The organism is Bacillus cereus group sp. BfR-BA-01360, assembly GCF_022663595.1.
In the GTDB taxonomy this organism is placed as follows: domain Bacteria; phylum Bacillota; class Bacilli; order Bacillales; family Bacillaceae_G; genus Bacillus_A; species Bacillus_A cytotoxicus.
This window is the reverse complement of record NZ_JAKUFV010000017.1, coordinates 27,340-53,505: the sequence shown is the minus strand read 5'-3', so window position 1 is coordinate 53,505 and position 26,166 is coordinate 27,340. Positions and strand designations below refer to the sequence as shown.

Genomic DNA, 26,166 nt, shown 5'->3' with positions numbered 1-26,166 from the left:
TTATATGGTGAAGTGCAATAGACATTAATCACTCATATGATACTTCATTTTCTACACAAGCAATCACTCTTCTCCATTGCACAATAGATAGTTGTAACGGTTCATATTTCAACACATTGGTTAAAGCACTTTCTATATATGCCGGATTTTCACTTAAAAAATCCCAACAGAGTACTTTTGGGAGATAATACGCTCGAAATGTTTCACTTTCTTTTATAAGCTGATCAACCTCCCGCTCACAAATTCCTCTTGCTAAATAATCGGTCCTTAATTCCTGATATACGTTTTGAGAATGCTCGCGATACTGTTTCAGTTGGAGCAAACACATTATATATGTGCGAAATACATCATCTTGCCGCTCACAACATTCCATAATTCTTTCCACTTCACTCATCGTTACTCACTTCCCTTACATCCCCAAAGTAAAATTAAAAATTCTCTTTCTGTAATATATTTTCTACAATCTTTACATTTTTAGAGTTCTTTAATAGTCTTTGTATAACTTTTATCAATTCTTCTTTCTCTAATGTTTGTAGCTTTTCTCTCATCACCTCTTCTCCAATACTTTGAATTTCATATACAACTGCTGCCATATGCTTACAATAGTTTTCATAAGGACACTCACAACTACTGCTTATAAAGTCTTCAAGATGAATCACTACCTCATAATCTCCGTAGTTCCCTCTTACAAGTGCAAATACTTTATCATTATGTACTTCTACATCTTCTACATATCCCTCTTCATAATATTCACACCCTCTATTAATAATGTGCTTAGGAATCCATTTTTTCATCTCGTTTATTAAAAAAGCGTACATAGAACTGTCCTTCCTTCCTTAAATTCCCTTTTGACTTCATTTTATATCATGTGGTATTCTATTACATGTCAAGTAGCAAGCCTATAAGACAACACAACTGACACCTAATCGGCAAAGGTGTCTCTTTTCATGTTTAGCCGAATGAATGGCCTCTTTCAAGGCATATTCAACTTTTAATACTACACACTCAACACCATTCCCTTGTATCAGGCTGCTTTCGCAGTCTTTTACTCTACATATCGTCATAATTTTTGAATAATTAATAGCATAAAGTGAAATTTTAATCAGTGGGGGTTCCTTCATCCCCACTGATTATGAGCCCTCAAATAGCAGGATAAAAAAGAGAGGCTAGCTCCCTTTTCGCGCCTTATAATAAACACCTTTTTCACTATGATGGCATTCATCATTGGCTAAAGTAATTTTCCCATCTAGTTTTAACTCATCTAATAGTCTTGATAAATAAAATTGGTGTAACATTTTTTTTGTAAATTTCCCCTCATGATTCGATTCGATATAGTCTTGAATATCTGCCAATGATATCGCTTTATCCTGTTCCATCATATATTCATATACTGCATTACGCAGTTTTACGTACTTTTCAAGTTTCACCGTATATTTGCAGCCCCTTTCTTCTTATTCTCTTATGATTGAATGGTTTTTTATAATAAAAAAACCTCTTCGATAAGAAGAAGTTACGTTTCATCTCTTCATCTTATCTTTCAGAACAAATATGTTCTGCTGGAATTAGCACCTGCATCGCGGTTGCTGGGTTTCTTTGGGCCAGTCCCTCCACCTCTCTGGATAAGAAAATATTCACTTTATCTCCAATGATACCCACTTCTCTTATAAATGTCAAATCATAAACATGCTTATGTTTTTTATAAATATCCCATACTACAAGTATACGCAAAAAGCAGGACTTGATAATGGCGAAACATGCGCGCAGATATGTTCTAGATTCCTTTTATTCTTTGCAAAGATGTGATGATACTGTTTACCTTTTAGAACAAAAATAGAAATAAACCGTAATCGGTGCTGGATTTTACGTATAATCTTGTCCAACTCTCTTAGTTCTCACGAATTTTCAAAGTAGAAGTGTTACTGCTCATCCATATCAAAAATCGAACCCTTCTTTACATTGTATACGGTAACACTAGTAGCGCTACTATGAAAAAATAGACTGAATTGAAAATCTCTAAAATCCCTACTTTTAAAATAGAAATTTTCTTACCATATAATAAAATGGCTCGAATTAAACTCGGAAGGAATAGAAGAGAAAAAAGCGGACTCCAAATACATAATAGAATTGGTAACATAATATGATATCCCCAAGATAGATTGCGATATAACAAATTATGTTTTTCCCGTATCATTGTCTTCACATAAAACGTACTTCCTAAAAAATAAAGAAAGGATACAGCCGCTATCCATAATGCAATCGTGTCAACAGTTTTCATTGAAAAATAATAACCAATTAGACTACCGATACAAAAAATGATTATAGCACAAATATCATTCGTTAATGCACGTTCCTTTTTTTGATGAGCAAAATATATATTCACTATAAAAAGAGGAATAAGGATACCAATAAACATAACAATTTTCCATTCATATAATAATGATATTATCCCAAATATGCCCGCAATCATAAAATATAATAAAGCGGCATATAGAAACTCCTTTTTTCGTCTCTGCTTCATATACATAAGAAATGGATAGGTTGCCAAATATATAAATAACCAAGCAAGAAATAAGGGAATATGATATATAGTAGGATTACCAAGTAATATGCTAAGTAAAAATGGAATAAGCAGCATTCCCCATGCACCATGCTGCTTTGGAATTACAAGCTTCATATGTTTTTTCATCTCCTCTTTGAAAACTTTTCTCATTCACTATTATATAAAAATCCCATACAAAAATTAGAATATATTCAATCAATTTCTTGACACTTTTGTGGATAAAAAAAATACTTCTTACCTTCGTAAGAAGTATGAAAGAGGCAAACGAATATGTAAGTCGCGACCCTACTCTATATGAGTATGCTGTAATGGTTTCACATATTCACTAACTATTCGTATTCAAAATGCCATATTTCTTTTTAAATCTCATTAAAATCTTAATCCATGCAGAGCTAAATAACATAAGAAAGATCACATTTGAAATGGCATGACTTATATCAAAATAAAAACTTGTCGCATAATATGAAAGAAGCGATTTCCACGTCACATCTTGTATAAAACCAAGAAGTCCCCAGGCATTCATAATCCAGCCAAAGAAAAAGCCTGCTAAAAAGCCGAAAATCACTCTTCCAAGCAACTTTTTCATCATCCATGTGTTACGAAAACAGCCAGCTATAAACCCGATCATTCCCCACGAAAACATTTGCCATGGTGTCCAAGGACCTTGTCCTAAAAAAATATTAGATACAATCGCTGCTGTTGCACCAATCATAAATCCTGCTTCGCTTCCAAACACAACCGCCGATACAATGATAACAAATGAAGTTGGTTGCACACTCGGTATAATAGAAAATGGGACACGACTAACAGCCGCTATAGCCGCTAAAACAGCTACCATCACAATTTCACGTGAAACAAACGCGCGCTTTTCAAAACGTATATAAAATGGCAACATCGCCAAAAAGAGCAATAAAAAGCTAGACAATATATAATGTTTGCTCATGATAAGCGATGTAAAAAGAAGTGTACTGACAATGACTAGAAAAAAACAGACTATAAAAGTAAAGTATCGTTTGGACACGCTTCGTACACATCCTCCCACGTTAATGCATAAGGCAACCTTTTCCGAATAAAACGGTTAATCGCTGTTGTATAAAAGAAGTTACCGCTAAAAAATTCTTTTGGTGCATCATTTATCATTACCTTTCCATCAAATAACATCATACACTGATCCACATATTTTGCAGCAAATTCAATATCGTGTGTTGCCATGACGATCGTTGTTCCTTCTCTTTGTAAAGCTTGAAACAACCGGCCTAATTTTTCTTTTTTTGCTGGATCTAACCCTTTTGTCGGCTCATCTAATAATAATAAACTAGGCTTTGATAATAGCGCGATACATAATGCAAGGAGTTGTTGTTCTCCACCGCTACAATCATGTGGATAACGTTCACAAATAGAACGAAGCCAAAACCGATCTAGCATATTTTCTGTCACTACATTTGCTTCTGCTCCATACAATTCACGGGCTCGCTCAAATATTTCTTCCCTCACTGTATCACAGGAAAAATGATAGTATGGATGTTGCGATACATATCCAATTTGTTGAAACCTTTCCTTCGAATGAAGTTTATGAATCGCTTCTCCATTCCAGCGTACTTTTCCTCTTCTTACTTTTTGTAAGCCTGCTAAAACAGTTAACAATGTCGATTTTCCCGTACCATTTTTTCCGACAAGTGCGATCCATTTTCCTCTTTCAATACATAGCGTTAAATCTTGTAAAACAAACGGACTATGTTTTTCATATTGAAACGATATATGATCTGCTTCTAATATAATATCTTCTTGTTTCGCTTGCTTTTTACTCTGCTTTTCTATCACCATTCCAGAGCGAAGATGCGACTGAGCCTCACGCACTGTAAAAGGAATACTCCCTACATTCCATTCTAAAAATAATCTTGGAATTTGCGGAATAAAGGGATGCATCTTTTCATGTTGCCACATATTCGCTACAACAGCTGCTGGTTTCCCGTCATACTTAATACGCCCATTTTCCATACATATAAGTCTTGATGCAAGAGGAATGACTTCATCTAAACGATGTTCACTCATCACAATCGTAATCCCAAGTTCTTCGTTAATCCGCTTTAAAAGACTTAAGAAATCTTTTGCGGCAATGGGATCTAACTGTGCTGTCGGCTCATCCAACAATAATAATTTAGGTTGCAAAACTAGAACAGCTGCTAAATTTACAAGTTGCTTTTGCCCTCCAGATAAAGTATGAACAGATTGATGTAGCAAGTCTTGAAAGCCTAAAAAGCTAATGAGCTCTGCAATTCTTTTTTGAATCATATGAGATGGAAGTCCAATATTTTCTAAAGAAAAAGCCATTTCTTGTATAACTGTATCCATAACAAGTTGATTTTCAGGATTTTGGAATACCATGCCAACCTCTTGTGCCGATAATATATCTGGTATTTCCTGCAAATGAACTCCCTCATAAAAAATATCGCCTCTTCGTTTTCCAATCGGGAGTAATTCTTTTTTGAAATGTTTTAAAAGCGTTGTCTTTCCGCATCCTGATTCGCCTGCTAATACAATAAATTCACCATGTGTAACAGATAAAGAAACGTCTGCTAAAGCTTCTACGTCTTCATCAGCATATATAAACGATACATTCTTCATTTCTGCATGCGCCACCATATCCATTCCCTCCCCTCCATCATAATAGGTAAACTAATAAACAAAATAAATAAAACAAATTGTATACCATCATATTGCTGAAACAGAATCGTTTCTACTCTCGGATAAATAAGCAGTTTACCAGCCCCATAAAAGCTAAATAAACAGCAAACAAGTAATACAATTATAAAATAGATGACTACAAACCAATCTTGCTTAGCCATTCGATATCGAATATATGTACTTCGCTTTGTAATCCCAAACCCTCGCGCCTGCATAGAATCTGCTGTTTGCAGCGCCTCTTCTAGCGAGCAAACAAGCAATACTTGCAAAAGCTTCATTCCGTTTTTCAGTCGCTCTGTAAGTGAACCTGAATCCAGTTGTACACCTTTTGTTTTTTGAACGAGAGTGATTTGTCGCAGCCTTCTTATAAACAACGGAACAAAGCGGACTGTAATCATCGTTAAAAGTGCAACTTTCGGAGAAATTCTCGAAAATAAATATAAAAATTTATGACTTGAAATCGTATCATTGTAAGAAGTAAATGTAAACATAATGGCACTTAAAGATAATCCCATGACAATGCCATACATACACGCTTCAAATGTAATGCGATTATCCCCTAAACGAAATAATGTCGTCGCTCCTCTATGCGTGAATAAAGCATTCAGCGCAATAATGAGCAGAAAAAAAAGAAGCGTACTTGGCAGCATTTTTCTTATTTTTTCACCATTGCCTTGCATGATGTTCAAAATGAGTAGCAAAATAATGGCGCTCATTAAAAAAAGAGGATGAAGACACACCATACAGAGTATCATCACCCCAATATAATAGATAAAATTTACAAAAGGATGTAAAGAAGAAAAAATAATTTTCATAACCCTTTACCCAATGCCCTTTCCTAATTTAACACATATACCCATTCAATTTTATCTCCTGGCTTCACTGTCACTGCACCAGCACTTCGGTTTGGAAAAGTTCCATTTACACGATATTTCCATCCGCTCGTACTCGCTACATCTTTTTCGTATAAATCATTAATACCTTTTACATAAATACTATTTCCAAATCCACTTGCATCTACATCTAATCCTGTACGTTGCAATACTTTATAAACGGTGTCTCCTTCTTGCACATCCACTTTAGTTGCACCTAGTAAATACCCTTCATGCCCTTTCACAGAAATTGTAACTTGTTGTTTCTGCTGTTGTGGATCTGTCTTAGGGTCATGCTTCGGAACGACTGGTTGCGGAGCTGACTGTTCCTGCTTTGGCGTTTCTTTTGGCTCATGAACAATTTCCGGCTCTTTGTTCGCTTCAGGCTGTTCTTGCTGTTTTGATTCGGCCTTTTCTTCATTTCCTTTTTGTTGTTCAAGTGGTTGTTCTTCAGAAGCTACTGTTTGTTCTTTTTGCTCTTCTTGTTTTACTTCAGGCTGTTCTTTTTGCTCTTTTTGTTTCTCACTTGATTGTTCTTCTGCTTGTTTTTTCTCTTCTAATTGCTCTTCATTTGATTGCGGTTGTTCCGGTTGTTTTTGCTCTTCTTGTTTCGGTTCATCCTGTTTTTCTGCTTGCTTTTCAACCTCTTTTTGTTCCGTCTGTTTAGAGGCAACTTGCTGCTTAGACTTTATTTCGTTTTGCCCACATCCTACAAGCAAACTAAATGATAAAACAAGCGTGAAAAACCATTTCATCATGTTCATGTTATTTTCACCTTCCCTAATAAAATTAGGAGCAAATCATTGCTCCTAAATTTTTGTTAAGCTGCTTTTCGTCTCCATAAAGCGTATGCAGAAGCAATACATATTACACCCATTCCGACCGGTATAGCGGCTTCACCAGTTGTTGCTCCTGTTTTTGGTAATTGACGAGTTTGTGTCGTTTTCTCATTATGATGGTCTACTTCTTCTTGTACAGCAACATGTAATGGTTCATCTTTCGGTTGTTGCATTTGTTCTCTCATCTCTTGTTCAACTACCGGTGCTTCTACCTCAGACTCTACAATTGGTTGATTTGGAATTTCAGCTTCCATTCGATCATTTGACCAATCATAAATAGAACCGTTCTGATCTAAAAATGCTTTATACTGAATCAACGCTAAAAGTGCTTGTTCAGTAGCCATGGTGTTGCCTTCTGCATCGCTTGGCAACCACTTAAATTCACCATTCTCTAGTTGATAAGAAAGAAGATTTTGCACTGCATTTCCATTCTTTTTCGTAAACTTAGATTCAGTTGGATTACTTCCTATCGCCGATAAACCTAATACAGCTTGTGCAACACTGTTAGCATTCTCTTGGCCATCTGCCTCAAATCCACCGTTTTCTAATTGCTTACTTGATAAATATTGTTCTGCCTTCGCAACAGCTTCTTTTACTTCTTGTTGATTTTGATAAGGTGCTAACGCAGCTAACACCATCCCTGTTACATCTATACTACTAGCATCTTCCTTACTACTTTCCACATTATATGTCCAACCACCATCTGTATGCTGTGCATGTAAGATTTCTTGCACTAAAGCAACACGGCTCCATTTCGCTCCTACTGGCACTTCATATTTTTTTGTATCAAGCGCAATTAACGCAAATGTATAGCCGGTAACAGAATTTAATGTATCCGATTGATAAAGAAGCGGTATCAAATTTTGCCCCGCTACGTTCGTTGGATCTGCATTCATCGCTGTCAATCCGATTACAGTTCTCGCAATATCTGTTGCCGAAAAACGATGTAAACGTTTCTCAACTTTTTTCGTAACCGACTGTACATAATTGATTTTGTCTTCCATTGGCACTGCCTGTCCTGAACGCGACAGTCCAACGGCCATCCAGTCCGTACCAATCCCATCTTGTAACATTCTTTCTGCTGTTTTAGAAATGGCCTCTTCTACTTTTTTCCTTACTTCATTGTTGTCTACATATTGATGCTCTTCTGCTTTTGTATTTTGTTCTATCTCTGGTTCTTTTGGTTTGTTGGCTTCATCGTTTACTTCTGTCCCTGTATTTTCTTGACTTGTTCCTTCTACGCCTTTATTTTCTCGACTATCTTGTTTTTGTTCATCTTGCTGATTTTGACCCGTTTTACAAGTTCCTATTTTGTCTACAGTTTGTTGCAACGTTTCTTGATTCATATTGTTCCAATCTACAACAAAACGGTATGCGACAACGTCTCCAGAAGTTAATTTATAACTATCTGCTCCTACCATTGCTGCCTTATCGTTCACATCATATGTCCAGCCACTTGTAGCACCGCCCATTAAACCATCGATACCTTTCACAAACATACCGTATTGTGAATTTTCAGCTACTACTTTATCCCCCATGACTTTTTGTAATAAGCTGTAAGCTGTTTCCCCATCTTCAATTGACACTTCTTTCGGACAAAGAATAATGCCTCTTTGCGATTCCCCAATAATCGCAAGCGTTGCTGTTTTTCCTTCCGCAAACGTAATATGTACTGTATTTGCAAATGACACAAATACGAGCGCGACTGACATTATCGATGTCAGCAGCCATTTTTTAAATATTGCCATTCTTAATTATTCCTCCCGTTACTTACTATTGACATAAAAAGGCCCCTTCAAGAGCATACAATCTCACTTTAAAGTGAAAAATCAATTACATACTCTCTACGTATATATAGCATTCCTATTTGTATAGAAAAACTATGTAGCTCATGAAGACGTGTAATAATATCCATTACTACAAATTCTTCTATTTTAAGGAATCGGTAAACGACGCACCCATATATTCATAAAATAATAAATTTCTGTATTATTTTACTATTGACATAAGATTTTGTCTATGTTTTATTAGATTTATTTTCTAAGATTAATAGATTATTTTTTATGTGAAAAACTTTTTATTCCATGCCTTCATAAAGCTGCTTTTCCGAAACAACCACACCATCTTCATCCGCATACACATATTGATTTGGAATCCAATCGATTACTCCAAAATGTAATGGAACTTCTGTCTCTCCCTTTCCTTCTTTTTTACTTCTTTTCGGCATCGTACCTAACGCCAAATTACCAATATTTATATTTTTTAATTCTTTGGAATCACGAACATAGCCATATACAATAATACCTGCTAATTGTCATTTTTCCGCTATACTCGCCAAATTACCTCCGAGTAATACACAATTTGTAGACGCACTATCATCCACAATGAGAACGGTCCCTGCTGGTACAGTTTTTAATGATTCTTTCACTAAAAGATTATCATCCTTTACTTTCACCGTAGCAATTTTTCCATGAAACTGTTTTTTCCATATGATTGAAAAGTTAGCTGACACACTTGTACCTCATTTTCAAAGGCATCACAAAGACCTGCTGTTTTCCATATGTTTCTCCCTTTCTTCTTTTACATGATATGTTACATATTCTTATATTTTTTTATTTCCCCTGTCTTACATTGCAAAATTTTGTATACTATACATAGAACTATATATAAGGAAGTGTACTATATGAGTAACAAAACAAATGCTTGTCGACTTCTTGACCAACATAAAATCCCGTACGATGTCCACGAGTACGAATGGGATGAAGAAAACTTAAACGCTAAGCATGTCGCAGAACAAATTGATTTACAACTAGAACAAGTTTTTAAAACATTAGTTCTTAGAGGAGACAAAACTGGGGTTCTTATGGCATGTGTTCCTGCCCATAAAGAACTGAATTTAAAAGCACTTGCGTCGGCAAGTCATAATAAAAAAGTGGAAATGGTCCACATGAAAGAAATATTAGGACTGACAGGCTATATTCGCGGAGGAGTTTCACCTTTAGGTGTGAAAAAGAATTATCCATTATATGTGGATGAATCCGCATTGAATTGGGATGTGATTAGTATTAGCGCCGGCAAAAGAGGATTACAAATTTTTCTATCTGGCAAAGATTTCATTCAAGTAAGAAATGCTATGATTGCTTCCATTGTAATATAAAAAAGGAATAGAAAGAAAACTTCCCCTCTCATGCATTGCAGATGGAACATTTAAAAATTATTTATTAATCTATCATCCGCAATCAGCGAAGGTTCGTCTTTGCTGATTTCTATTTTTATTCTACATATTGTTTACATAACATAGTTATGGTGAATATTTTCAAAGAAAAAAAAGAAGAAACTCCCGTTGTTTCTCCTTTTTTTATATATTCGGTACGTTATGAAAGTTTCGTTAACAATTGACTCAAGTCCTTTTTCGTTTTCGTTGTTAATGATTTCATTTTTGCTATGTCTATTTTTTGTTTCTCCGCTCCTACAATTAATGGATATATACTTTGGCCGATTGTTTTATAATCAGTTGGATGTGAAGCCTCTAACTCTTTTTCAACTACATCCCATTTTTCATTTATTTGTTTTCCCAGCTTATTTACGGTATCTAATTTGGGGTTTGCTGCTAAATGTTTATCCAAACTTTCAACAAGTTGAACAACTTCTTTTACATTTGTTTTGACAGTTACACCTTGCTTCGTACCTTTTGTTGTTTTCCCATTTGTCGTTTGATCTGCCGACTTTGTACTTGTCTCTTTTTCTGTCGTTTTTCCACTCGCCGTTTGATCATCTGTTTTTACACTTGCTTCTTTTCCTGTTGTTTGATCACTCACATTTGTTTCCTTAGTCTTTTGATCTTTCTCTGTCTTTTCATTAGAGGATGTGCTTGTTTCTGTATCTTTCGTTGTAGTCGTTGCATCCGCACTTGCTGTTTTCGCATCTTCTTGGACATTTGTTTGTTCTTGTTTCACTTGATCTTTTTCTGTGGAAGTACCGCTACAAGCTGTCATAGAAAGCATTGTGCCAATCGCTACCGATGCAATTGTTATCTTTTTCATTTTCATAAAAAAGCCCCCTACATTACTAATTTATCCTCTCCCTTTACGATTCTATTTCTTCATACAAATCCCTTTCTGTCCGAACTACTTTCTTCCCGACAGTTATCTTCATATTTTTATCGAATTGCACTATGCATTCCTTGTTGATATTTGTAGATTTTTTACTCATTTAAAAGAAAAGAAAAAAGATATTGTCATATTATCAATCGTATACTTATCAAAAAATCTGCTATTTTGACAATCTCTTTATTTGATAAATAAACATCAGAAAAATCAATTTATTCACTCTGCTGATTAAAGCTTCATTTTATCACATAACACTACCATTGTTTACATAATTATATTATTAATCACTATATATCATCATCAATAATTTCTCCTGTTATTCCTCACCCTATTTCCTTACTAAGTAAGGAAATAAAACGAATTCTATCTATTAGCTCTACATTCACGCTATTTGCAATGAGTCCTTGTTTCAGTGCTATTTTTGCCACTTATAATCCTTTCCCTTTTCATTAAGTAAAAAATAAATCCTCTGCATACATACAGAGGATTTATTTTTTACTTAATATTTGCTAAAATACGTTCCGCACCTAATTGTATACTTCGAGTAATAATTCCATTCATAATGGTAAATGCAATGAATAGAATGATAAACATCCCCCACATACCAACTTCAAAATAGAAAAATAATGCGCAAACTCCACCTACAATAACTAGATCCATTAAAATATTGGCAAGGAAGTTCCATAATGTTGTATATCTATTCTTAAATAATTTTTGCTCTGAGTCCCAATGTATATCCGCAGTTTGTGCATCCCAACGTACACCAATTATATTTGTGAACCACAAACCATTGGCACTAAGCAATATCCATAATAATGTAAAGAGTGGTGAAATACCGCCAAAAATCGTCAAAACAACTCCAAATACAGCTAATATTGTTATATTCACAAACCATGCTGTAAATACTTTTGCCAAAAAGACATCTGATGCTTTTACTGGTAAATAACGATTCACATACCATGAACTTCCGTCTCTAGAAAAAGAAGTTGTAGCAATAACATTACTCCCCATTAAAAATAACCCAGCACAAAAACCAGTGCCTAGCGCTAAACTAGACCACTCTGGATTTTTTACAAACTTCGAAATCCACGTTAAGTTTCCATCTTGTACGAAAATAATAAAGAAAAACATAATTGGCAGAACAAAGGTGTTCACGATACAATTGATAAAAAATTGTGGAGTTCTAAATAAAATTTTGAACTCTTTTTTTATATATGCTTTTATGTGTGAACTTTGTACAGTCGATTTTTTAAAATTTTCTGCCGAAATACGTTCTTTTTTTGCCGTACTGGTTGAAAGCCCGATAACTCCTTTTAAATATGTACGTTGTGCAACATAGAAAAACAACACGAAAAAGGAAAATGAAATCACTGCAAAAAGGAATACATAAACAATTCCTTGCCAAGATGCATTTTCTATTAATCCCATCGCTCCGAAATATGTTGTTGGAAAATAATTCGTGATTTGAACCAATAAGGAGGATTGATGCTCAGCAAAATAGTTGGCTACCATATCTTCTGACGCTACATTTTTGTTTCTCCATTGCATAAATATATTAATGCCTACAATTAATAATAAGGTTACTAATCCAATGAATATATTACCTCTATCTTTATTTTTCGCAACGTTTGTATATCGCATAAGCAATGTCATTAAAAGTGAAGCAAGTACAAGTGGAATGATTGGGAAAAAGATATAAATGATTAGAACGTATACATAATACGTAATAAATGCACCACTCTGTATTCCATAAACAATGAAAATAGGAAATAAAATAAATGATGCCATTACATATTGTGCAATTAATACAGTAATAAATTTTGCAGTAATAATTTGAGCTGGCTGTAAAGGTAATGGTAATAACGTTTCAACGTCATTATTATAATAAAATACAGTTAAAATATTCGTAATACTAATCACAAATACCCATATGCTCGCAACAGCCAATCCCATACCAAGCAGCAACGTTTCTTGCCCAAACGCTTTCATTTGTACATACATCCCATATGTAAGTGGTCCAATAAATATGAATCCCGCAAATAATAGCGCTACAAAGGAAAAGACATACGCCCATCGTTTCTTTTTATCTGTTATAATGTCAGCATAATTTAATTTCAACAGTACCTTTGTTAATGTCCAAATTTTATTCATTTCCTGTCATCTCCAAGAACATTTTTTCAAGGGACTCATTCGATTTAAAATGATCTCTCATTTCTGTTAAATTCCCTTGAAACTGTAAGCTCCCCTTATTAATAATCGCAACGCGGTCGCATAACTTCTCTGCTACTTCCAATACATGCGTAGAGAAGAATACTGTTTTTCCTTTATCGGCATGTTCTCTCATCATTTGTTTTAAAGTAAACGCTGATTTAGGATCTAATCCTGTCATCGGTTCATCCAAAATCCATACATCTGGATCATGAAGAAGAACACCAATAATAATGATTTTTTGTCTCATTCCATGCGAATAACTTTGAATTTGATCAGATAAAGCATTGTATAAATCAAATCTTTCTGCTAACGATTGAATCTTTTCTTGCCGAACGTTATGTGGCACCTCATACATATCCGCCATGAAATTTAAATATTCAATCCCTTTCAAGCGTAAAAACATATCGGGACTATCTGGAACATAACCGAAAGTTTTTTTCGCCTCCAACGGTTCTTGTGCCACATCTTTTCCATTAATTACAATTGTCCCTTTATCAATTGTATGAATACCTGTAATCATCTTAATCGTTGTTGATTTCCCTGCACCATTTGGACCTAAAAAACCAAAAATTTCTCCATCTGAAACTGTTAAGTTTAAGTCTTTTACTGCATATGAATTCTCATTATAACTTTTCGAAACATTCGAAATTTCAATCATACCATTCAATCCTTTCCTCTATTACAAGTATTACTAGTATTACTTGTAAGATGGTATATTTATTATATCATAGTTATATCTTGTAATTTTAATATTTTTTATTTTCACGCTTTCTTAACCATAAAAATAAATATATAAACCTAAACCAACAGTTAACACAGCTGCAAGTAGAAGATAAATCATCGTAAGTCTCCTAATATTCCCCTTCGTTTCTTTACTATAATGTTCATCCCCTTTCCTACCTATCATAACTGTTCCAATTACAGTTACTACTACAAATCCCAGCATAAGTATCACTAATTGTTTCATATTTTCTTTCCCCTCCTCCACAACTATTTTATGTTATTCTTTTTATTTATCATGCTTATATTGTATCATTTCCCCAAACTTTCAATCTTCTTTCTTTATCATCTATTATGTGAAATAAATCCAATTATTACTAATACTTAGTAAAAAATGTGATATATTTATAACATAAAGTTATATATCATCTAAAAGGAGGTTATACATGAAAACGACATGGATCAAATATCTTGGATTCCTTGGCTTCTTCGGCTTCCTAGGGTTCTTTTATTATAAAGGAATGTTTAGTATGTTTTGTTTCTTTTCCTTTTTTACAACTTATAGGAAGGTCAAACACGATGAACTCTTTGAACAAATTGTTAATAAAGCGTGTCGAAATGCGTTTATCGTTTCATTATTGGCAACGGCTATCATTCTATTTATAGAAATTCTACTCCCAAATTCACCTTTACAAGAACTCGATATCGCTATCGTTTTCGGCTTACTGATTCTCACATTCAGCTTCTCTATTTATGCTTACGATATACCAATGGATGAAATGGAAGATACACCATGGCGTTCATAACGAAAATAAAAGAAGCTCGAGCGAGGTTACATATGACACAAGAAGATCTAGCAAAGCGAGTTGGTGTGCGCCGAGAAACGATAAGCCATTTAGAGAAAGGCAAATATAATCCTTCTTTACAACTCGCACATGATATCGCCAAAACATTACAGACTACAATTGATGAAATATTTATATTTGACGAATAACTTCTTCATATACAAACGAAGAGGATGCTATACAACATCCTCTTCGTTTGTTTTTCTCATCCTTACTTCTCTAATAACAATTCTTTCATTCTATCCAATTGTTCATTTGTGAAACCTAAGCCGTTCTTAGCATAGTTTTCTATATTTCCATATTTATTATACATTTCATCAATCGCTGCTTGTAAGTATTCAGCACGAGCCTCAAACATTGCACCTAATATCGCTTTACTCTCTTCACTCTGTAAATTTGCGCCTAACAGTTCCATCATTTTTTGATTTAATTGTTCGCGAAATCCATTACTTAATAAATAATCTTCCATTACCGTTTTTTCTGGAACACCAAGCAGAAGTAATAGTAAAGCTGAACCAAAGCCAGTGCGATCTTTACCAGCTGTACAATGATTAACGAGCGGTAAGTTTTCCGGATTTTGCGCAAGTTGCAAAAACTTCACAAACGCTTCATTTCCAGTTACAAAGTCTTTATTCATTTTCACCAAATATTCACCTGGCTTTCCTAACTTCGATACATCGCCCACTTGGAAAAATTCATTTATATTTAAATCTTTTGCTAAGTCTTGCATAACTGGTAAGCATACTTGTCTAACACCTTGAATGCGAGGATTCGGCTTATGTTTCACTTCAAAATCTGTCCGGTAATCACAAATTAATCTCAAACCAGATTGTTGTAAATAATCTATATCAGTCTCTGTTAAACCAGCTAATTCTTCCGAACGAAATATTTTCCCCCACTTTACTCTGCGTCCATCTGTCGTTTCATATCCCCCTAAATCTCGGAAATTAAATGCTCCTTGAAGTGGTAACCTGCGTTCGGCCACTGTAACAGCCTGCCCATTACTCCCTACTAATCGAAAGTAGGGACGCGCATTGTCGCTTGGACTTTCAATTGTACATGATGATTGTCCCGATACTCTCAATAACAATTCACCATTTTCTTCAATTCCTTCTGAAACAGTATCCCAATATATACGAACTTCCTCCGGCCCCTCTTCCCATTGTATATGTAACATATTCTCTTCATTTCGCTCAACACTAGCATGTAACCCAGTTCTTTGCTGTTTCATTATTTCATCAACTCTTTCTGCGTATTGTTTATATATTATTGTATTACATAAATGCTATTTTTGTCCCAATTACCGTTCTTTCACAAACTAAACATTTTTTGTTATACACATTTAGCTTGTACTTCTGCATGAACAAAGTTGTCCTTGAATATATAGAATACTAGAAAACATTGTACAATTAAAGAAAAGAGGAGGTTCACCTTTGAATATCCAAACGCTGCAGCAACAACTGGAACTCATTCAACAAAATGATTACTCACAAATGCAACATTTCGATATAGATGAGTTGCTCCTAGGTATGATGCAGCATATCGGGACAACTGATAGCTATATTCGCAATCAATTAATATATGAGTCTTTTTCTCATTTTATCCAACATCACTTTCTGTCCCACGATCAATTAGAACTATTATTGACAACATGCCTTAGTGAAGAGTATTTATATTTCGAGATATCATCTCCACATACTGATGGGGTATTCACTCGTTCTTATACAGCGTTATTAATTGCTTTAATTATTCAATTTGATAATGTTCATACATTTCTATTGCCCGAAACCATACTAGAAATAAAAGAAAAACTTATTACATGTATGAATTTAGAATCAGACTTCCGAGGACATATCGAACAAAAGGGATGGGCTCATAGTATCGCACATATTTCAGACGCCTTTCATCAACTTGTTCAAAACCCTCACATATCCGGTCCGTGCTATGAAGAAATCATTCATTGCTTGTTAAATAAAATATTCATTCACTCGACTGTATATTACAATAATGAAGATGAAAGAATTGCTACTCCTCTTTTAGCTATGCTATATTGTGATTTTCCAAAGGAAGCGTTTTTCACCATCTTATATAAGAAAATGAAGCGACTACCTCAAATTCGAAAGCGCTTATCCCTTGATGAATATTGTATGCTATGCGCCAATATAAAAACTTTTTTACGCACATTACTTTTTCGAACAAGAGAAGATCCTCATCTTACCTCACTTTCTAACCGAGTCGATAAAATACTACGAGAATTTCCGCAGTATTATTGAAACATTACATACATGAAAACATAATTTGTTTATAATTTATATAAAATACAGCGTGCATAAGAAGCATGTATTTTACTTTTTCTTGATAAAACAGGACGACGAAAATGGTGTTCAATGAAAATATGTGGCAATCGAAACAAAGTTACGAAACATATGCATAACAAAAGAAAGTAAGGGAAAGTCTGTCACTCCCTTACTTTTTTTTTACTTACCTCCTCTACATTCTCTTTACAATCCAACTATTCACCCCTAAAAAATTTTAAATATGTGCTCTTTCCTACCGTCGTATTTTCCGTATGGATTACACACATATTTATCTAATAAACATTCACTTTCTGTTTTGTCCAGAAGGAATCTCATTTATTTTGTCTAAATATATATAGATTCACAAAATATTCATTCATCTTTGGAGGATTTTTTCATGGTTAAATATATTTCCATTTTAGGTTCAACTGGTTCAATCGGTACATCTGCATTGGATGTAATTGCTAACCATCCTGAACATTTTCAAATTATCGGCTTAACAGCCAATCATAATATTGAACTTCTTGAAAAACAAATCGAAGCATTTCATCCTCGCATTGTATGCGTTGGTACAAAAGAATTAGCAACTACGCTTCGTCAGCGAATCTCCGGCAACATAAAAATCACATATGGTCCTGATGGATTAATTGAAGTTGCAACACATCCTGATACAAACCTTGTTCTTACTTCTGTTGTTGGTATTTCAGGTCTTCTTCCTACAATTGAAGCATTAAAAGAAAAGAAAGATATTGCGATAGCTAACAAAGAAACATTAGTAGCTGCAGGTCATATTGTTACTGATCTTGCTAATCAAAATAATTGTCGCTTAATTCCTGTCGATAGTGAACACTCCGCTATTTTCCAATGTTTAAATGGAGAAAACAGTCAAGAAATTGAAAAGTTAATTATTACCGCTTCGGGAGGCGCGTTTCGAGAGAAAACACGGGAAGAAATGGCGATGCTAAAAGTCCAGGATGCCTTAAAACATCCCAATTGGTTAATGGGGGCAAAATTAACGATTGATTCAGCTACATTAATGAACAAAGGTTTTGAAGTTATGGAAGCACGTTGGCTCTTTAATATTCCTTATGAAAAAATGGATGTTCTCATTCATCCCGAAAGTATCATTCATTCCTTAGTTGAATTTGTAGATGGATCCGTCATGGCCCAACTTGGTGCGCCTGATATGAGAATACCTATTCAATATGCTTTTCATTATCCAACTAGATTACAATCGAACTATAAAAAACTAAATTTATTGGAAGTTGGTAACTTACATTTTGAAAAACCAGATTTCAAGAAATTCCCTTGCTTATATTATGCTTATGAAGCTGGAAAACTTGGCGGTACAGCCCCTACTGTCTTAAATGCAGCAAATGAAATCGCAAATGCTCGATACTTACAAAATGACATTTCATTCTTTGATATCGAAAAAACAATTTACTCTACACTTGAAGCTCACGATACGATTATCAATCCTTCTTTAGAAGCAGTATTAGCAGCAGATAATTGGGCACGTGAATATGCACAGCAATGCATAAAGAAAGCGAAATTTTAATAAGTAAGTTTCGCTTCATCCCTCATTAATTATTCATCTTCACCAATCGTGCTTGGATGAGCGACCTTACTCCTATCGAAATTTGTGGTAGACGTCTTATTATCTATAAAAGTAGAACACTTAATCATTCAAAATCTTATCCAAACCATTTCATACACATTATTCAAATAAATTTTCTTAAAGGAGAGACACATATGATTTCTAAATTAAATCCAGCTTCTATTGAAATGGCAGAAGCTATTCTTGCTATTCAAATTCCGGCTTATGAAATTGAGGCAAAGTATATAAACAGTCATGCCATTCCGCGTTTATATGACCGCGTTACCGATATTCAAAATTGTGAAGAAACCTTTTATGGCTATTTCTTAGCACACACATTAGTAGGTTTTATTTCATTTACAAACGAGGAATCTTTCGTCGATATCCATCGACTCGTCGTATCACCAAACCATTTTCATAGAGGAATTGCTACTGACTTATTACTTCATCTATTCCAACTCTTCCCTCATATACATACATATATTGTACAGACAGGCAAAGCAAACACGCCTGCCCTTTCTCTATATAAAAAGCACGGATTTATTGCAACACAGAATATTTTGTTACCGGATGGAACACCTCTTGTAAAGTTAAAAAAATCTAAAAAAAATGAATAGTTTGACTTAATTTCTTTTGTATGTTATTTTTTTAATTATAAAACCTTTTGCTGAATCCACTATGTGGAGCGGGGGACCCATTTTTGTAGCATTTGCTACTTGGGGCGAATCTTTTTAAGTAGGGAAACTCTCACTTCCCGAGTCCGACAGCTAACCTCGTAAGCGTAATGGGAGAGGGAAGGTGCTTTTTACTGATGTTACACAGCATTCCTCCTTAACTATAAATGATTTGGAATCGATGTCACAAGAAACCTATATTTATAGTAAAGGAGACTCGTACAATGTTACGTTTATCAGATCATGAAATAAAAATGATGGAACAGCGTGTTCGATTGGAACAACAACGTACGTATCAAGCAAATAAAATGGTTAACAACTTGCATCACAAATACTTTTTCCAGCACATTTTTCAGCCAAAAAGATAGAGTAACAATCAAAAAAAATATACAAGTAGAAAAAAGCTTTGCACCATATTGCAAAGCTTTTTTCTTTTCAAGATTAACCATATCCCCCCCTTTTTTTCGCTCGATATTTTTTCACTTTCGCAATCGTTCCGCATGCTCTCCCTTCTTTTCCTCCCGCATACATCCCGCACCAGCGCTTACTTCCATTGCGAGAATAATCATAAAAGACCCAGCGACAATCTGGACATGCTTTTAATCGACTCCACTTTCCTTCCTCAACTGCTACTAAAATAATGTGTAATAGGATTGTGTAAAAATTCTTTTCCCCTACTGGTTCATATGTAATCGCATCCATATTTTCTGTTATACACACACGAAATGGATATTTTTCAAGCCATTGTTGCAATGAGCCTTTTTCCTCAACTATAAAGCGAAGTTCATCTCGAAACTGTTTTAGTTCATCCACTGTCCCAAAAGAAATCTCTTCATCCCAATGCCTTTTCGTAAAACGAAGTACATCTTCTATCGTATGAAGCTCGTCCACTTCCTCCCTTGTATCGTTTGGAATTCTCCACGTATTTAAAAATCTCCTGACAATTTCTAATTGTTCTGGAGCTTCTTGACTTTGATTCAAATACACTCACCATCCTTCCAAAATTCACTTTTTTCTGACTTTGTGTATAATTATAGTATAAAACAGTTAACCATTAAAATGTTTTAATGGTTACATTTTCGGAGGAGACTTTATGAAAAACTTTTCAACACCCATACGCATTATACTGATTTCTTCATTCTTTATGTCATTTGGATACTTTGCAGTATACGCTTTTCTTGCCATTTATTTAACGAATTTCTTACATTTTTCTGCTTTGCAAGTTGGAACCATTTTAACAATTATTATTATTACTTCACGAATGATCCCTTTCCTTTCTGGCATTATTGCCGATAAGTTTGGTTACATGATTATGATGATTGCCGGCTTACTATTAAGGGGGGGTGGTTTTATTTTCCTAGGAATATTTTCAGAGTTTCATACGATTGTACTTTCTTCTTCGCTTATCGGGTTTGGAACTGCTCTTTATGAACCAGCAGCTCGCGCCGTATTCGGCTCACAACCCGCGTACCTGCGCAAAGATTTATTTACATACTTAAATCTCGCTTTTAACAGCGGCGCGATGCTTGGTCCAATTGCTGGTACTTTATTACTCGCATGGAACCCTTTATATCCATTTATACTTACTGGATTTATGATGTTATTATTGGCTATTATGTTTATTTTTCTTAAACCTCACTTCCAAGTTTCTACTGAAAATATACATCTTTTATCTGGTTTAAAAAACGTTTTCGAAAACAAACATTTTCTCTCCTTTTCATTCATTATGATTTTCTTTTACATTATGTTTACGCAGCTTACCGTTGCTCTTCCACTTTATATGACCCATATCAGTCATAGTATAAAGCTAGGTGGACTTGTTGTTACAGTAAATGCCATTACAGGTGTTTTATTTATGATTCTATTTCGAAAGGCATTTCATCGTTACAACACCCTTTCAATTGTAAAATGCGGCGTACTATTAATGGGACTTTCTTTTTTACTTATCCCTTTATTGTCCCATCCGTATTGGCTATTTAGCTGCGTGATTTTATTTACCATTGGTGAAACACTTGTATTACCCAACGCCGATATTACAATTGCAAATTATAGTAATGAATCTTATACAGCAACATATTTTGGCGTCTATCAACTTTCTCTTGCGATTGGCTTTATCGTTGGAAGCTATACCGGCACATTGTCTACATCACAAAATGAAGGAACCTATGCCCTTTGGATCATCTTTGGCACACTAGGTATAACAGGGTTTATGTTGCTTTCTCTTTTACAAAAGTTTGGACAAAAACAAGAAAAAGATTTCATTCAAGATATGTAAAACCACTCATTTTACCTATATAAAAAGTCATCATTTTGAAACAGTGCAAGCAAAATGATGACTTTCTCTTTTTTATCAAGCGAAACTTTCATTATTCATAACTTATCTTCGTTTCACTTAATTCCTTACTATGTAACACTAGCAAAATAATTACCGTTTCGCTCTAATAGGTACACAAATTTCACAAAGATGGTTATCAACCATCTTTTTCATGTATCGCTCAAAAACTGGTCTTGTATCTATTTCATAGTCGCTATTTAGCAAGTTAGAAAAGATTTCAATCCATGCTTTTTGAATCGCCTCTGCCGTATGCTCTACTTCATAAATCGCATATTTCCCGCCGGGTAATTCACTTTCCGCAACAAAATCGTCAATTGGTTCATTTTTTTCAATAACGATGCAAGCATCATAACGACAACTTTCAGGTGGCGTTATTTCTGGATTGTCATGCGAAATTCCTAATACAATCGCCGTTTCATCTAAATGTTTTTTCTCCGCAGCCCAATTTTTTAATTTCTCCATCGTTTGCACGTTACCAAACCCGTATGGACCAACTTGTCGCACATATGCAATTCGATATTTTGGTAAGTTCTCAATCTTACTATTCATATAACCCTTCTCCCTTTTAGACATATTTACTACAAATCAAAGATTATCATGATTTAAAAATTTAATCATCTTAATTTTTAAAATCTTTATACACCTAATATAATGAACTTCCCTAATTTACACATCACAATAAAAGCGTCGTTTTATCTATAAAACAATATTTTTTATTAAGATATAAAAACACCTTTTAGCCTAACTAAAAGGTGTTTTTCAGTGTTATTAATGAATATCATGTTTTTTGAAGTTACCGCCTTTTACTTCCGCTACATCGTATACCGTAACAAAAGCATCTTTGTCGATTTCATGAATAAGTTCCTTCATTTTACTTTCTTCTAAACGGTTAATCACACATGTGATTTCTTTAAATTGTTCCTTTGAATAACCGCCATATACTTCATTATAGGTTGCACTTCGTCCTAACCGTTCTCGAATTGTTTCTACCATTAAATCTGGCTCTTTCGTAATAATTTTAAATGTTTTCGATCCGCTTAAACCAACTTCAACAATGTGGATTACTTTAGATGCAATAAAATACGCAATGGCTGACAGAATCGCCCCTTGAAGGCCAAACACCGCTGAAACAAAGATAAAAACAAACATATTTAAAAACAAAATTAAATCACTTGTCCCAAACGGTAATTTACGAGACAATAATACAGCTAACATATCAATTCCATCTAATGCGCCGCCATTACGAAGAGCGAGCCCCATCCCAAATCCTATAATAATACCACCAACAACGGTAACTAGCAATGTATCTCCTTCAATAATCGTTGGAATTTCATGCATCAGGATCGTACCAATCGCAAGTGAAGCAATACCGATAATGGAAAAAATAGCAAAACTTTTACCGATTTGCTTATATCCTAACCAAACAAACGGAATATTAATGACTCCAATTAGCATCCCTAATGGTAACCCAAATAGTTGTGAGCTAACGATACTTAAACCTGTTACTCCCCCATCCGATACGTTATTTGGAATTAATACCGCTTCTAATCCGTATGCTGTGATGAATGCCCCAATAATAATCATCAATACTTTCAAACATATTTTTAGCTTCTTGGGCTTGTGTGTGTTGATTTGACTCATGTTGTTTCCTCGCTTCAAACTTATTTCTCTTTTGCTTATGTTGATTGAATCTGCTAGATTCTATTTTAACATATTATTAACAAACTACCTACCACCTACATTACCTTGAAAGGGAATGTTTCTAGTACATAGAAGCGTATTTACTTAACCAGTAACTACAAACGCCGCTTACAACAGAACATACGTTCAGAACAAAGTAACCACTTTACTTGACCTAAAAAACAAGCTGCCTATAAGCCAGTTTACCAACTTATAGGCAGCCACCCCTCTTATTTTTTTATAATCCCTAGCTCAAATTGAATATATTTCATTTAATTTGCTTATATATGTTTATTTTCAAATACAAAACCTTAGTTTAACTATACACAGCTTCTTTCTTGCTTAAACCAAGTGTCTTAGATGTTGATGTATGAATTTCTTGGAAAAGTTTTGGATTTTCTACTAATGAAATACCATAGGAAGGAATCATATGTTTTATTTTTTCTTCCCATTTTTCCATATATTGCGGGAAACATTTTTCTAACACTTCAAGCATAACATTAACAGCTGTAGAAGCACCTGGAGAAGCACCAAGTAATGCAGCGATTGATCCATCAGCAGCACTAACAACTTCCGTACCAAATTGAAGCGTTCCTTTTCCACCAGTTTCAGTATCTTTAATAACTTGCACACGTTGGCCTGCTACCACTACGTCCCAATCTTCCCCTTTCGCATTCGGAATAAATTCGCGCAACTCTTCAATACGCTTTTCGTTCGACAGCATCACTTGTTGAATCAAATATTTCGTCAATGCCATCTCTTTTACACCTGCAGCGAGCATAGTAAGTACGTTATTTGGTTTTACAGAACCTAATAAATCAAGATTTGAGCCCGTTTTTAAAAATTTTGGTGAAAATCCAGCAAACGGTCCAAACAACAATGTCTTTTTATTGTCAATATATCTTGTATCAAGATGCGGAACAGACATTGGTGGAGCACCAACTTTCGCTTTTCCGTATACTTTCGCATGATGTTTCTCAATCACTTTTGGATTGTTACATACCATAAATAGTCCACTTACTGGGAATCCGCCGATATGTTTTGATTCAGGAATTCCTGTTTTTTGTAGTAAAGGTAAACTTCCACCGCCAGCACCAATAAAGACGAACTTTGCAGTATGATATTCAATTTTACCATTGTTCATATCATGAACTTTTACTTCCCATAATCCATTTTTCATGCGTTTAATATTTTCAACACTATGTTTATAATTTAATTCAACATTCTTGTTTTGTAAGTGTTCAAATAACATGCGTGTCAAAGCACCAAAATTCACATCTGTTCCAGATTCCATTTTCGTTGCTGCGATCGGTTCATTTGATGTACGCCCCTCCATAATAAGCGGCATCCATTCCATTAATTTTTCAGGGTCATCTGAAAATTCCATTCCTTGAAATAGCGGAATATTTGATAGCGCTTTAAAACGTTTTTTCAAAAATGTTACATTTTTTTCCCCTTGTACTAAACTCATATGAGGTATCGGCATAATAAATTTCTGTGGATTACGAATCAGATTGCTATTCACAAGATAGGACCAAAACTGTCTAGAAAGCTGAAATTGCTCATTAATTTTGAGGGCTTTTTTAATATCTATAGATCCGTCAGGTTTTTCGGATGTATAGTTAAGCTCACAAAGTGCAGAATGGCCTGTACCCGCATTATTCCATTCATTCGAGCTTTCTTCCCCTGCGCCCTCAAGTTTTTCAAACATTTTAATTTCCCATTCAGGTGCTAACTCTTTCAGTAATGATCCTAAAGTTGCGCTCATGATTCCAGCGCCAATTAAAATAACGTCTGTTTTTTTCTGCATGTTGCTCATGATAATCTCTCCATCCCCTATATTGGCAAAAAAGAATCGGCATCTATGCTCAAATATAAAAAGCAATATGCCCCCTAGGCCCCACCTAGGAATATATCTTTTTTGTCTCAATTATAACCATCTCATACTCTATTATAATAATTAATAGACTAAAATATCTAGTATTATCTGATAATTATTTATAGACTAAAATATCTGGTATTATTTTATGATGATAATTCGTCAAACGCGAATACATTCTTCAGAAACTTAAAGTGAACAAAAAGAAGAGAAACTGAAAAGCTTCTCCTCTTTTTAAGATGCGTGATCTTTCTTTTTCATTAATGTTCTTTTTTTCATTGCTTTCGTTAAATATCCACCTTTAAAAGAACGAATTTCATAAGAAGACATGAACGCTTTCGGCGCAATTCTGTTCACAATTTCCAACAGCTCTTGTTCTCTTGAACGCTTCGCCACAATGTCTAATCGATAACGAACAGAATTAATTCCTTCCCCTTCAAACAATGTAACACCAAATCCCGCATTTCTTAATTCATCCACTAGTTCATTACAGCGATCTAACAAACTAACATGATACGTAATATAACCGATAGCTAATTTATTTTCTATATAACCACCTAATAAAAGACCGGCACTAAAACCAATTATATAGGCTACAATATTCATCCAATTTGATAAATCTTGAAATACAATCCCTAAACTTATAATATAGATTGCACCTTCGAGTAAACCAACACCAGCAGCGGATCTTGTTTGATTTTTTACAAGCAAAATCGTCCGGATTGTTAAAACAGGAACATAAATAATTTGAAGTACAAAAATCAGTAACGCTTGTAACATATATATCCACCTCTTTTCAAAAAGTCTTTTGTCATCATAACATACAAAAGCTCGAGAAAGCGATGGTTTTCCCTAACATTTTT

General features: G+C 34.6%; 27 protein-coding genes, 2 pseudogenes and 2 riboswitches. Of the genes and pseudogenes, 9 read left to right on the top strand and 20 right to left on the bottom strand.

The window, feature by feature from the left end:
• Positions 1–28 precede the first annotated feature (28 nt).
• From MR056_RS15435 to rraA, 10 genes and pseudogenes are all read right to left on the bottom strand, one after another.
• A complete protein-coding gene (locus tag MR056_RS15435; protein ID WP_087098881.1) occupies positions 29–394 on the bottom strand; it encodes a group-specific protein in 366 nt (121 codons plus the stop codon).
• A gap of 34 nt (positions 395–428) precedes the next feature.
• Positions 429–818, bottom strand: coding sequence for an SWIM zinc finger family protein (locus MR056_RS15430; protein WP_012094567.1), 390 nt, complete (start codon positions 816–818; stop codon positions 429–431).
• Between the two features lie 348 nt (positions 819–1,166).
• Positions 1,167–1,427 (bottom strand): hypothetical protein, encoded by a 261-nt coding sequence (locus tag MR056_RS15425; RefSeq protein ID WP_012094568.1) that lies wholly within the window; start codon positions 1,425–1,427, stop codon positions 1,167–1,169.
• Positions 1,428–1,527: 100 nt separating this feature from the next.
• A riboswitch (SAM riboswitch) is annotated at positions 1,528–1,626 on the bottom strand.
• A gap of 325 nt (positions 1,627–1,951) precedes the next feature.
• Positions 1,952–2,674, bottom strand: a complete 723-nt coding sequence (locus tag MR056_RS15420; protein ID WP_087098883.1) for a YwiC-like family protein — start codon at positions 2,672–2,674, stop codon at positions 1,952–1,954.
• Between the two features lie 211 nt (positions 2,675–2,885).
• Positions 2,886–3,581 (bottom strand): ECF transporter S component, encoded by a 696-nt coding sequence (locus tag MR056_RS15415; RefSeq protein ID WP_012094570.1) that lies wholly within the window; start codon positions 3,579–3,581, stop codon positions 2,886–2,888.
• Positions 3,554–5,209, bottom strand: coding sequence for an ABC transporter ATP-binding protein (locus MR056_RS15410; RefSeq protein WP_140388428.1), 1,656 nt, complete (start codon positions 5,207–5,209; stop codon positions 3,554–3,556). The genes MR056_RS15415 and MR056_RS15410 overlap by 28 nt, the downstream gene beginning before the upstream one ends.
• Positions 5,182–6,060 carry an energy-coupling factor transporter transmembrane component T gene (locus MR056_RS15405; RefSeq protein WP_041809811.1) on the bottom strand — a complete coding sequence of 293 codons (879 nt, stop codon included), beginning with the start codon at positions 6,058–6,060 and terminating at the stop codon, positions 5,182–5,184. Before MR056_RS15405 ends, MR056_RS15410 begins: the two co-directional genes overlap by 28 nt.
• A 23-nt stretch (positions 6,061–6,083) precedes the next feature.
• Positions 6,084–6,881, bottom strand: coding sequence for a DUF4430 domain-containing protein (locus tag MR056_RS15400; RefSeq protein WP_048724412.1), 798 nt, complete (start codon positions 6,879–6,881; stop codon positions 6,084–6,086).
• A gap of 56 nt (positions 6,882–6,937) precedes the next feature.
• Positions 6,938–8,704, bottom strand: a complete 1,767-nt coding sequence (locus tag MR056_RS15395) for a DUF4430 domain-containing protein (RefSeq protein ID WP_048724413.1) — start codon at positions 8,702–8,704, stop codon at positions 6,938–6,940.
• A gap of 329 nt (positions 8,705–9,033) precedes the next feature.
• A pseudogene (gene rraA / locus MR056_RS15390) lies at positions 9,034–9,518 on the bottom strand (ribonuclease E activity regulator RraA).
• 121 nt (positions 9,519–9,639) lie between these two features.
• Here rraA and ybaK point away from each other — a divergent pair.
• A complete protein-coding gene (ybaK, locus tag MR056_RS15385; protein WP_048724414.1) occupies positions 9,640–10,113 on the top strand; it encodes a Cys-tRNA(Pro) deacylase in 474 nt (157 codons plus the stop codon).
• Between the two features lie 217 nt (positions 10,114–10,330).
• Here the strand turns inward: ybaK and MR056_RS15380 are convergent, their stop codons facing one another.
• The 4 genes from MR056_RS15380 to MR056_RS15365 all read right to left on the bottom strand — a co-directional run bounded on the left by MR056_RS15380 (position 10,331) and on the right by MR056_RS15365 (position 14,243).
• Positions 10,331–11,005, bottom strand: a complete 675-nt coding sequence (locus tag MR056_RS15380) for a hypothetical protein (RefSeq protein ID WP_048724415.1) — start codon at positions 11,003–11,005, stop codon at positions 10,331–10,333.
• Between the two features lie 555 nt (positions 11,006–11,560).
• The gene (locus tag MR056_RS15375; protein ID WP_012094577.1) at positions 11,561–13,216 is read right to left on the bottom strand and encodes a putative ABC transporter permease subunit; all 1,656 of its coding nucleotides are present in this window, start codon (positions 13,214–13,216) and stop codon (positions 11,561–11,563) included.
• Positions 13,209–13,934, bottom strand: a complete 726-nt coding sequence (locus tag MR056_RS15370; RefSeq protein WP_087098914.1) for an ABC transporter ATP-binding protein — start codon at positions 13,932–13,934, stop codon at positions 13,209–13,211. Before MR056_RS15370 ends, MR056_RS15375 begins: the two co-directional genes overlap by 8 nt.
• Positions 13,935–14,048: 114 nt before the next feature.
• The gene (locus MR056_RS15365; RefSeq protein WP_012094579.1) at positions 14,049–14,243 is read right to left on the bottom strand and encodes a hypothetical protein; all 195 of its coding nucleotides are present in this window, start codon (positions 14,241–14,243) and stop codon (positions 14,049–14,051) included.
• 199 nt (positions 14,244–14,442) lie between these two features.
• Here MR056_RS15365 and MR056_RS15360 point away from each other — a divergent pair, with 199 nt between their 5' ends.
• Together MR056_RS15360 and MR056_RS15355 are read left to right on the top strand one after the other, a co-directional pair.
• Positions 14,443–14,802 carry a DUF2178 domain-containing protein gene (locus tag MR056_RS15360; protein WP_048724416.1) on the top strand — a complete coding sequence of 120 codons (360 nt, stop codon included), beginning with the start codon at positions 14,443–14,445 and terminating at the stop codon, positions 14,800–14,802.
• The gene (locus MR056_RS15355) at positions 14,790–14,990 is read left to right on the top strand and encodes a helix-turn-helix transcriptional regulator (RefSeq protein WP_012094581.1); all 201 of its coding nucleotides are present in this window, start codon (positions 14,790–14,792) and stop codon (positions 14,988–14,990) included. Before MR056_RS15360 ends, MR056_RS15355 begins: the two co-directional genes overlap by 13 nt.
• 62 nt (positions 14,991–15,052) lie before the next feature.
• Here MR056_RS15355 and MR056_RS15350 read toward each other — a convergent pair whose 3' ends face one another.
• Positions 15,053–16,072, bottom strand: a complete 1,020-nt coding sequence (locus MR056_RS15350; RefSeq protein WP_012094582.1) for a tyrosine-protein phosphatase — start codon at positions 16,070–16,072, stop codon at positions 15,053–15,055.
• A gap of 202 nt (positions 16,073–16,274) precedes the next feature.
• Here MR056_RS15350 and MR056_RS15345 point away from each other — a divergent pair, with 202 nt between their 5' ends.
• From MR056_RS15345 to MR056_RS15325, 5 genes and pseudogenes are all read left to right on the top strand, one after another.
• Positions 16,275–17,114 (top strand): DUF2785 domain-containing protein, encoded by an 840-nt coding sequence (locus tag MR056_RS15345; protein WP_012094583.1) that lies wholly within the window; start codon positions 16,275–16,277, stop codon positions 17,112–17,114.
• Between the two features lie 60 nt (positions 17,115–17,174).
• Positions 17,175–17,288 (top strand): annotated as a pseudogene (locus MR056_RS15340) (CGNR zinc finger domain-containing protein); the annotation flags it as partial.
• A 247-nt stretch (positions 17,289–17,535) separates the two neighbouring features.
• The gene (locus MR056_RS15335) at positions 17,536–18,696 is read left to right on the top strand and encodes a 1-deoxy-D-xylulose-5-phosphate reductoisomerase (RefSeq protein WP_048724417.1); all 1,161 of its coding nucleotides are present in this window, start codon (positions 17,536–17,538) and stop codon (positions 18,694–18,696) included.
• 194 nt (positions 18,697–18,890) lie between these two features.
• Positions 18,891–19,352, top strand: coding sequence for a GNAT family N-acetyltransferase (locus tag MR056_RS15330; protein ID WP_087098888.1), 462 nt, complete (start codon positions 18,891–18,893; stop codon positions 19,350–19,352).
• A 38-nt stretch (positions 19,353–19,390) separates the two neighbouring features.
• A riboswitch (cyclic di-AMP (ydaO/yuaA leader) is annotated at positions 19,391–19,533 on the top strand.
• A gap of 100 nt (positions 19,534–19,633) precedes the next feature.
• A complete protein-coding gene (locus MR056_RS15325; RefSeq protein ID WP_012094586.1) occupies positions 19,634–19,777 on the top strand; it encodes a hypothetical protein in 144 nt (47 codons plus the stop codon).
• A gap of 73 nt (positions 19,778–19,850) precedes the next feature.
• Here MR056_RS15325 and MR056_RS15320 read toward each other — a convergent pair whose 3' ends face one another.
• Positions 19,851–20,390: a CGNR zinc finger domain-containing protein gene (locus MR056_RS15320; RefSeq protein ID WP_167527341.1), complete on the bottom strand. Its 540-nt coding sequence runs from the start codon at positions 20,388–20,390 to the stop codon at positions 19,851–19,853.
• A gap of 112 nt (positions 20,391–20,502) precedes the next feature.
• On the opposite strand from MR056_RS15320, the gene MR056_RS15315 reads away from it, so the two are divergent.
• Complete coding sequence (locus MR056_RS15315; RefSeq protein ID WP_012094588.1) at positions 20,503–21,684, top strand: MDR family MFS transporter; 1,182 nt, start codon at positions 20,503–20,505, stop codon at positions 21,682–21,684.
• Between the two features lie 150 nt (positions 21,685–21,834).
• Here MR056_RS15315 and MR056_RS15310 read toward each other — a convergent pair whose 3' ends face one another.
• The 4 genes from MR056_RS15310 to MR056_RS15295 form a co-directional block, all read right to left on the bottom strand.
• Positions 21,835–22,293 (bottom strand): AraC family transcriptional regulator, encoded by a 459-nt coding sequence (locus MR056_RS15310; protein WP_012094589.1) that lies wholly within the window; start codon positions 22,291–22,293, stop codon positions 21,835–21,837.
• Between the two features lie 219 nt (positions 22,294–22,512).
• Positions 22,513–23,385: a YitT family protein gene (locus tag MR056_RS15305; protein WP_012094590.1), complete on the bottom strand. Its 873-nt coding sequence runs from the start codon at positions 23,383–23,385 to the stop codon at positions 22,513–22,515.
• Between the two features lie 355 nt (positions 23,386–23,740).
• A complete protein-coding gene (locus MR056_RS15300) occupies positions 23,741–25,243 on the bottom strand; it encodes a malate:quinone oxidoreductase (protein WP_048724428.1) in 1,503 nt (500 codons plus the stop codon).
• A 294-nt stretch (positions 25,244–25,537) separates the two neighbouring features.
• Positions 25,538–26,083 (bottom strand): DUF2179 domain-containing protein, encoded by a 546-nt coding sequence (locus MR056_RS15295; protein WP_012094592.1) that lies wholly within the window; start codon positions 26,081–26,083, stop codon positions 25,538–25,540.
• Positions 26,084–26,166 lie beyond the last annotated feature (83 nt).

What these genes read in the sequence shown, in the direction of transcription:
- MR056_RS15435 (WP_087098881.1), bottom strand. Translation starts at nt 394, where the DNA reads ATGAGTGAAGTGGAAAGAATTATGGAATGTTGTGAGCGGCAAGATGAT.
- MR056_RS15430 (WP_012094567.1), bottom strand. Translation starts at nt 818, where the DNA reads ATGTACGCTTTTTTAATAAACGAGATGAAAAAATGGATTCCTAAGCAC.
- MR056_RS15420 (WP_087098883.1), bottom strand. Translation starts at nt 2,674, where the DNA reads ATGAAGCTTGTAATTCCAAAGCAGCATGGTGCATGGGGAATGCTGCTT.
- MR056_RS15410 (WP_140388428.1), bottom strand. Translation starts at nt 5,209, where the DNA reads ATGGATATGGTGGCGCATGCAGAAATGAAGAATGTATCGTTTATATAT.
- MR056_RS15405 (WP_041809811.1), bottom strand. Translation starts at nt 6,060, where the DNA reads ATGAAAATTATTTTTTCTTCTTTACATCCTTTTGTAAATTTTATCTAT.
- MR056_RS15400 (WP_048724412.1), bottom strand. Translation starts at nt 6,881, where the DNA reads ATGAACATGATGAAATGGTTTTTCACGCTTGTTTTATCATTTAGTTTG.
- MR056_RS15395 (WP_048724413.1), bottom strand. Translation starts at nt 8,704, where the DNA reads ATGGCAATATTTAAAAAATGGCTGCTGACATCGATAATGTCAGTCGCG.
- ybaK (WP_048724414.1), top strand. Translation starts at nt 9,640, where the DNA reads ATGAGTAACAAAACAAATGCTTGTCGACTTCTTGACCAACATAAAATC.
- MR056_RS15380 (WP_048724415.1), bottom strand. Translation starts at nt 11,005, where the DNA reads ATGAAAATGAAAAAGATAACAATTGCATCGGTAGCGATTGGCACAATG.
- MR056_RS15375 (WP_012094577.1), bottom strand. Translation starts at nt 13,216, where the DNA reads ATGAATAAAATTTGGACATTAACAAAGGTACTGTTGAAATTAAATTAT.
- MR056_RS15370 (WP_087098914.1), bottom strand. Translation starts at nt 13,934, where the DNA reads ATGATTGAAATTTCGAATGTTTCGAAAAGTTATAATGAGAATTCATAT.
- MR056_RS15365 (WP_012094579.1), bottom strand. Translation starts at nt 14,243, where the DNA reads ATGAAACAATTAGTGATACTTATGCTGGGATTTGTAGTAGTAACTGTA.
- MR056_RS15360 (WP_048724416.1), top strand. Translation starts at nt 14,443, where the DNA reads ATGAAAACGACATGGATCAAATATCTTGGATTCCTTGGCTTCTTCGGC.
- MR056_RS15355 (WP_012094581.1), top strand. Translation starts at nt 14,790, where the DNA reads ATGGCGTTCATAACGAAAATAAAAGAAGCTCGAGCGAGGTTACATATG.
- MR056_RS15350 (WP_012094582.1), bottom strand. Translation starts at nt 16,072, where the DNA reads ATGAAACAGCAAAGAACTGGGTTACATGCTAGTGTTGAGCGAAATGAA.
- MR056_RS15335 (WP_048724417.1), top strand. Translation starts at nt 17,536, where the DNA reads ATGGTTAAATATATTTCCATTTTAGGTTCAACTGGTTCAATCGGTACA.
- MR056_RS15330 (WP_087098888.1), top strand. Translation starts at nt 18,891, where the DNA reads ATGATTTCTAAATTAAATCCAGCTTCTATTGAAATGGCAGAAGCTATT.
- MR056_RS15325 (WP_012094586.1), top strand. Translation starts at nt 19,634, where the DNA reads ATGTTACGTTTATCAGATCATGAAATAAAAATGATGGAACAGCGTGTT.
- MR056_RS15315 (WP_012094588.1), top strand. Translation starts at nt 20,503, where the DNA reads ATGAAAAACTTTTCAACACCCATACGCATTATACTGATTTCTTCATTC.
- MR056_RS15310 (WP_012094589.1), bottom strand. Translation starts at nt 22,293, where the DNA reads ATGAATAGTAAGATTGAGAACTTACCAAAATATCGAATTGCATATGTG.
- MR056_RS15305 (WP_012094590.1), bottom strand. Translation starts at nt 23,385, where the DNA reads ATGAGTCAAATCAACACACACAAGCCCAAGAAGCTAAAAATATGTTTG.
- MR056_RS15300 (WP_048724428.1), bottom strand. Translation starts at nt 25,243, where the DNA reads ATGAGCAACATGCAGAAAAAAACAGACGTTATTTTAATTGGCGCTGGA.
- MR056_RS15295 (WP_012094592.1), bottom strand. Translation starts at nt 26,083, where the DNA reads ATGTTACAAGCGTTACTGATTTTTGTACTTCAAATTATTTATGTTCCT.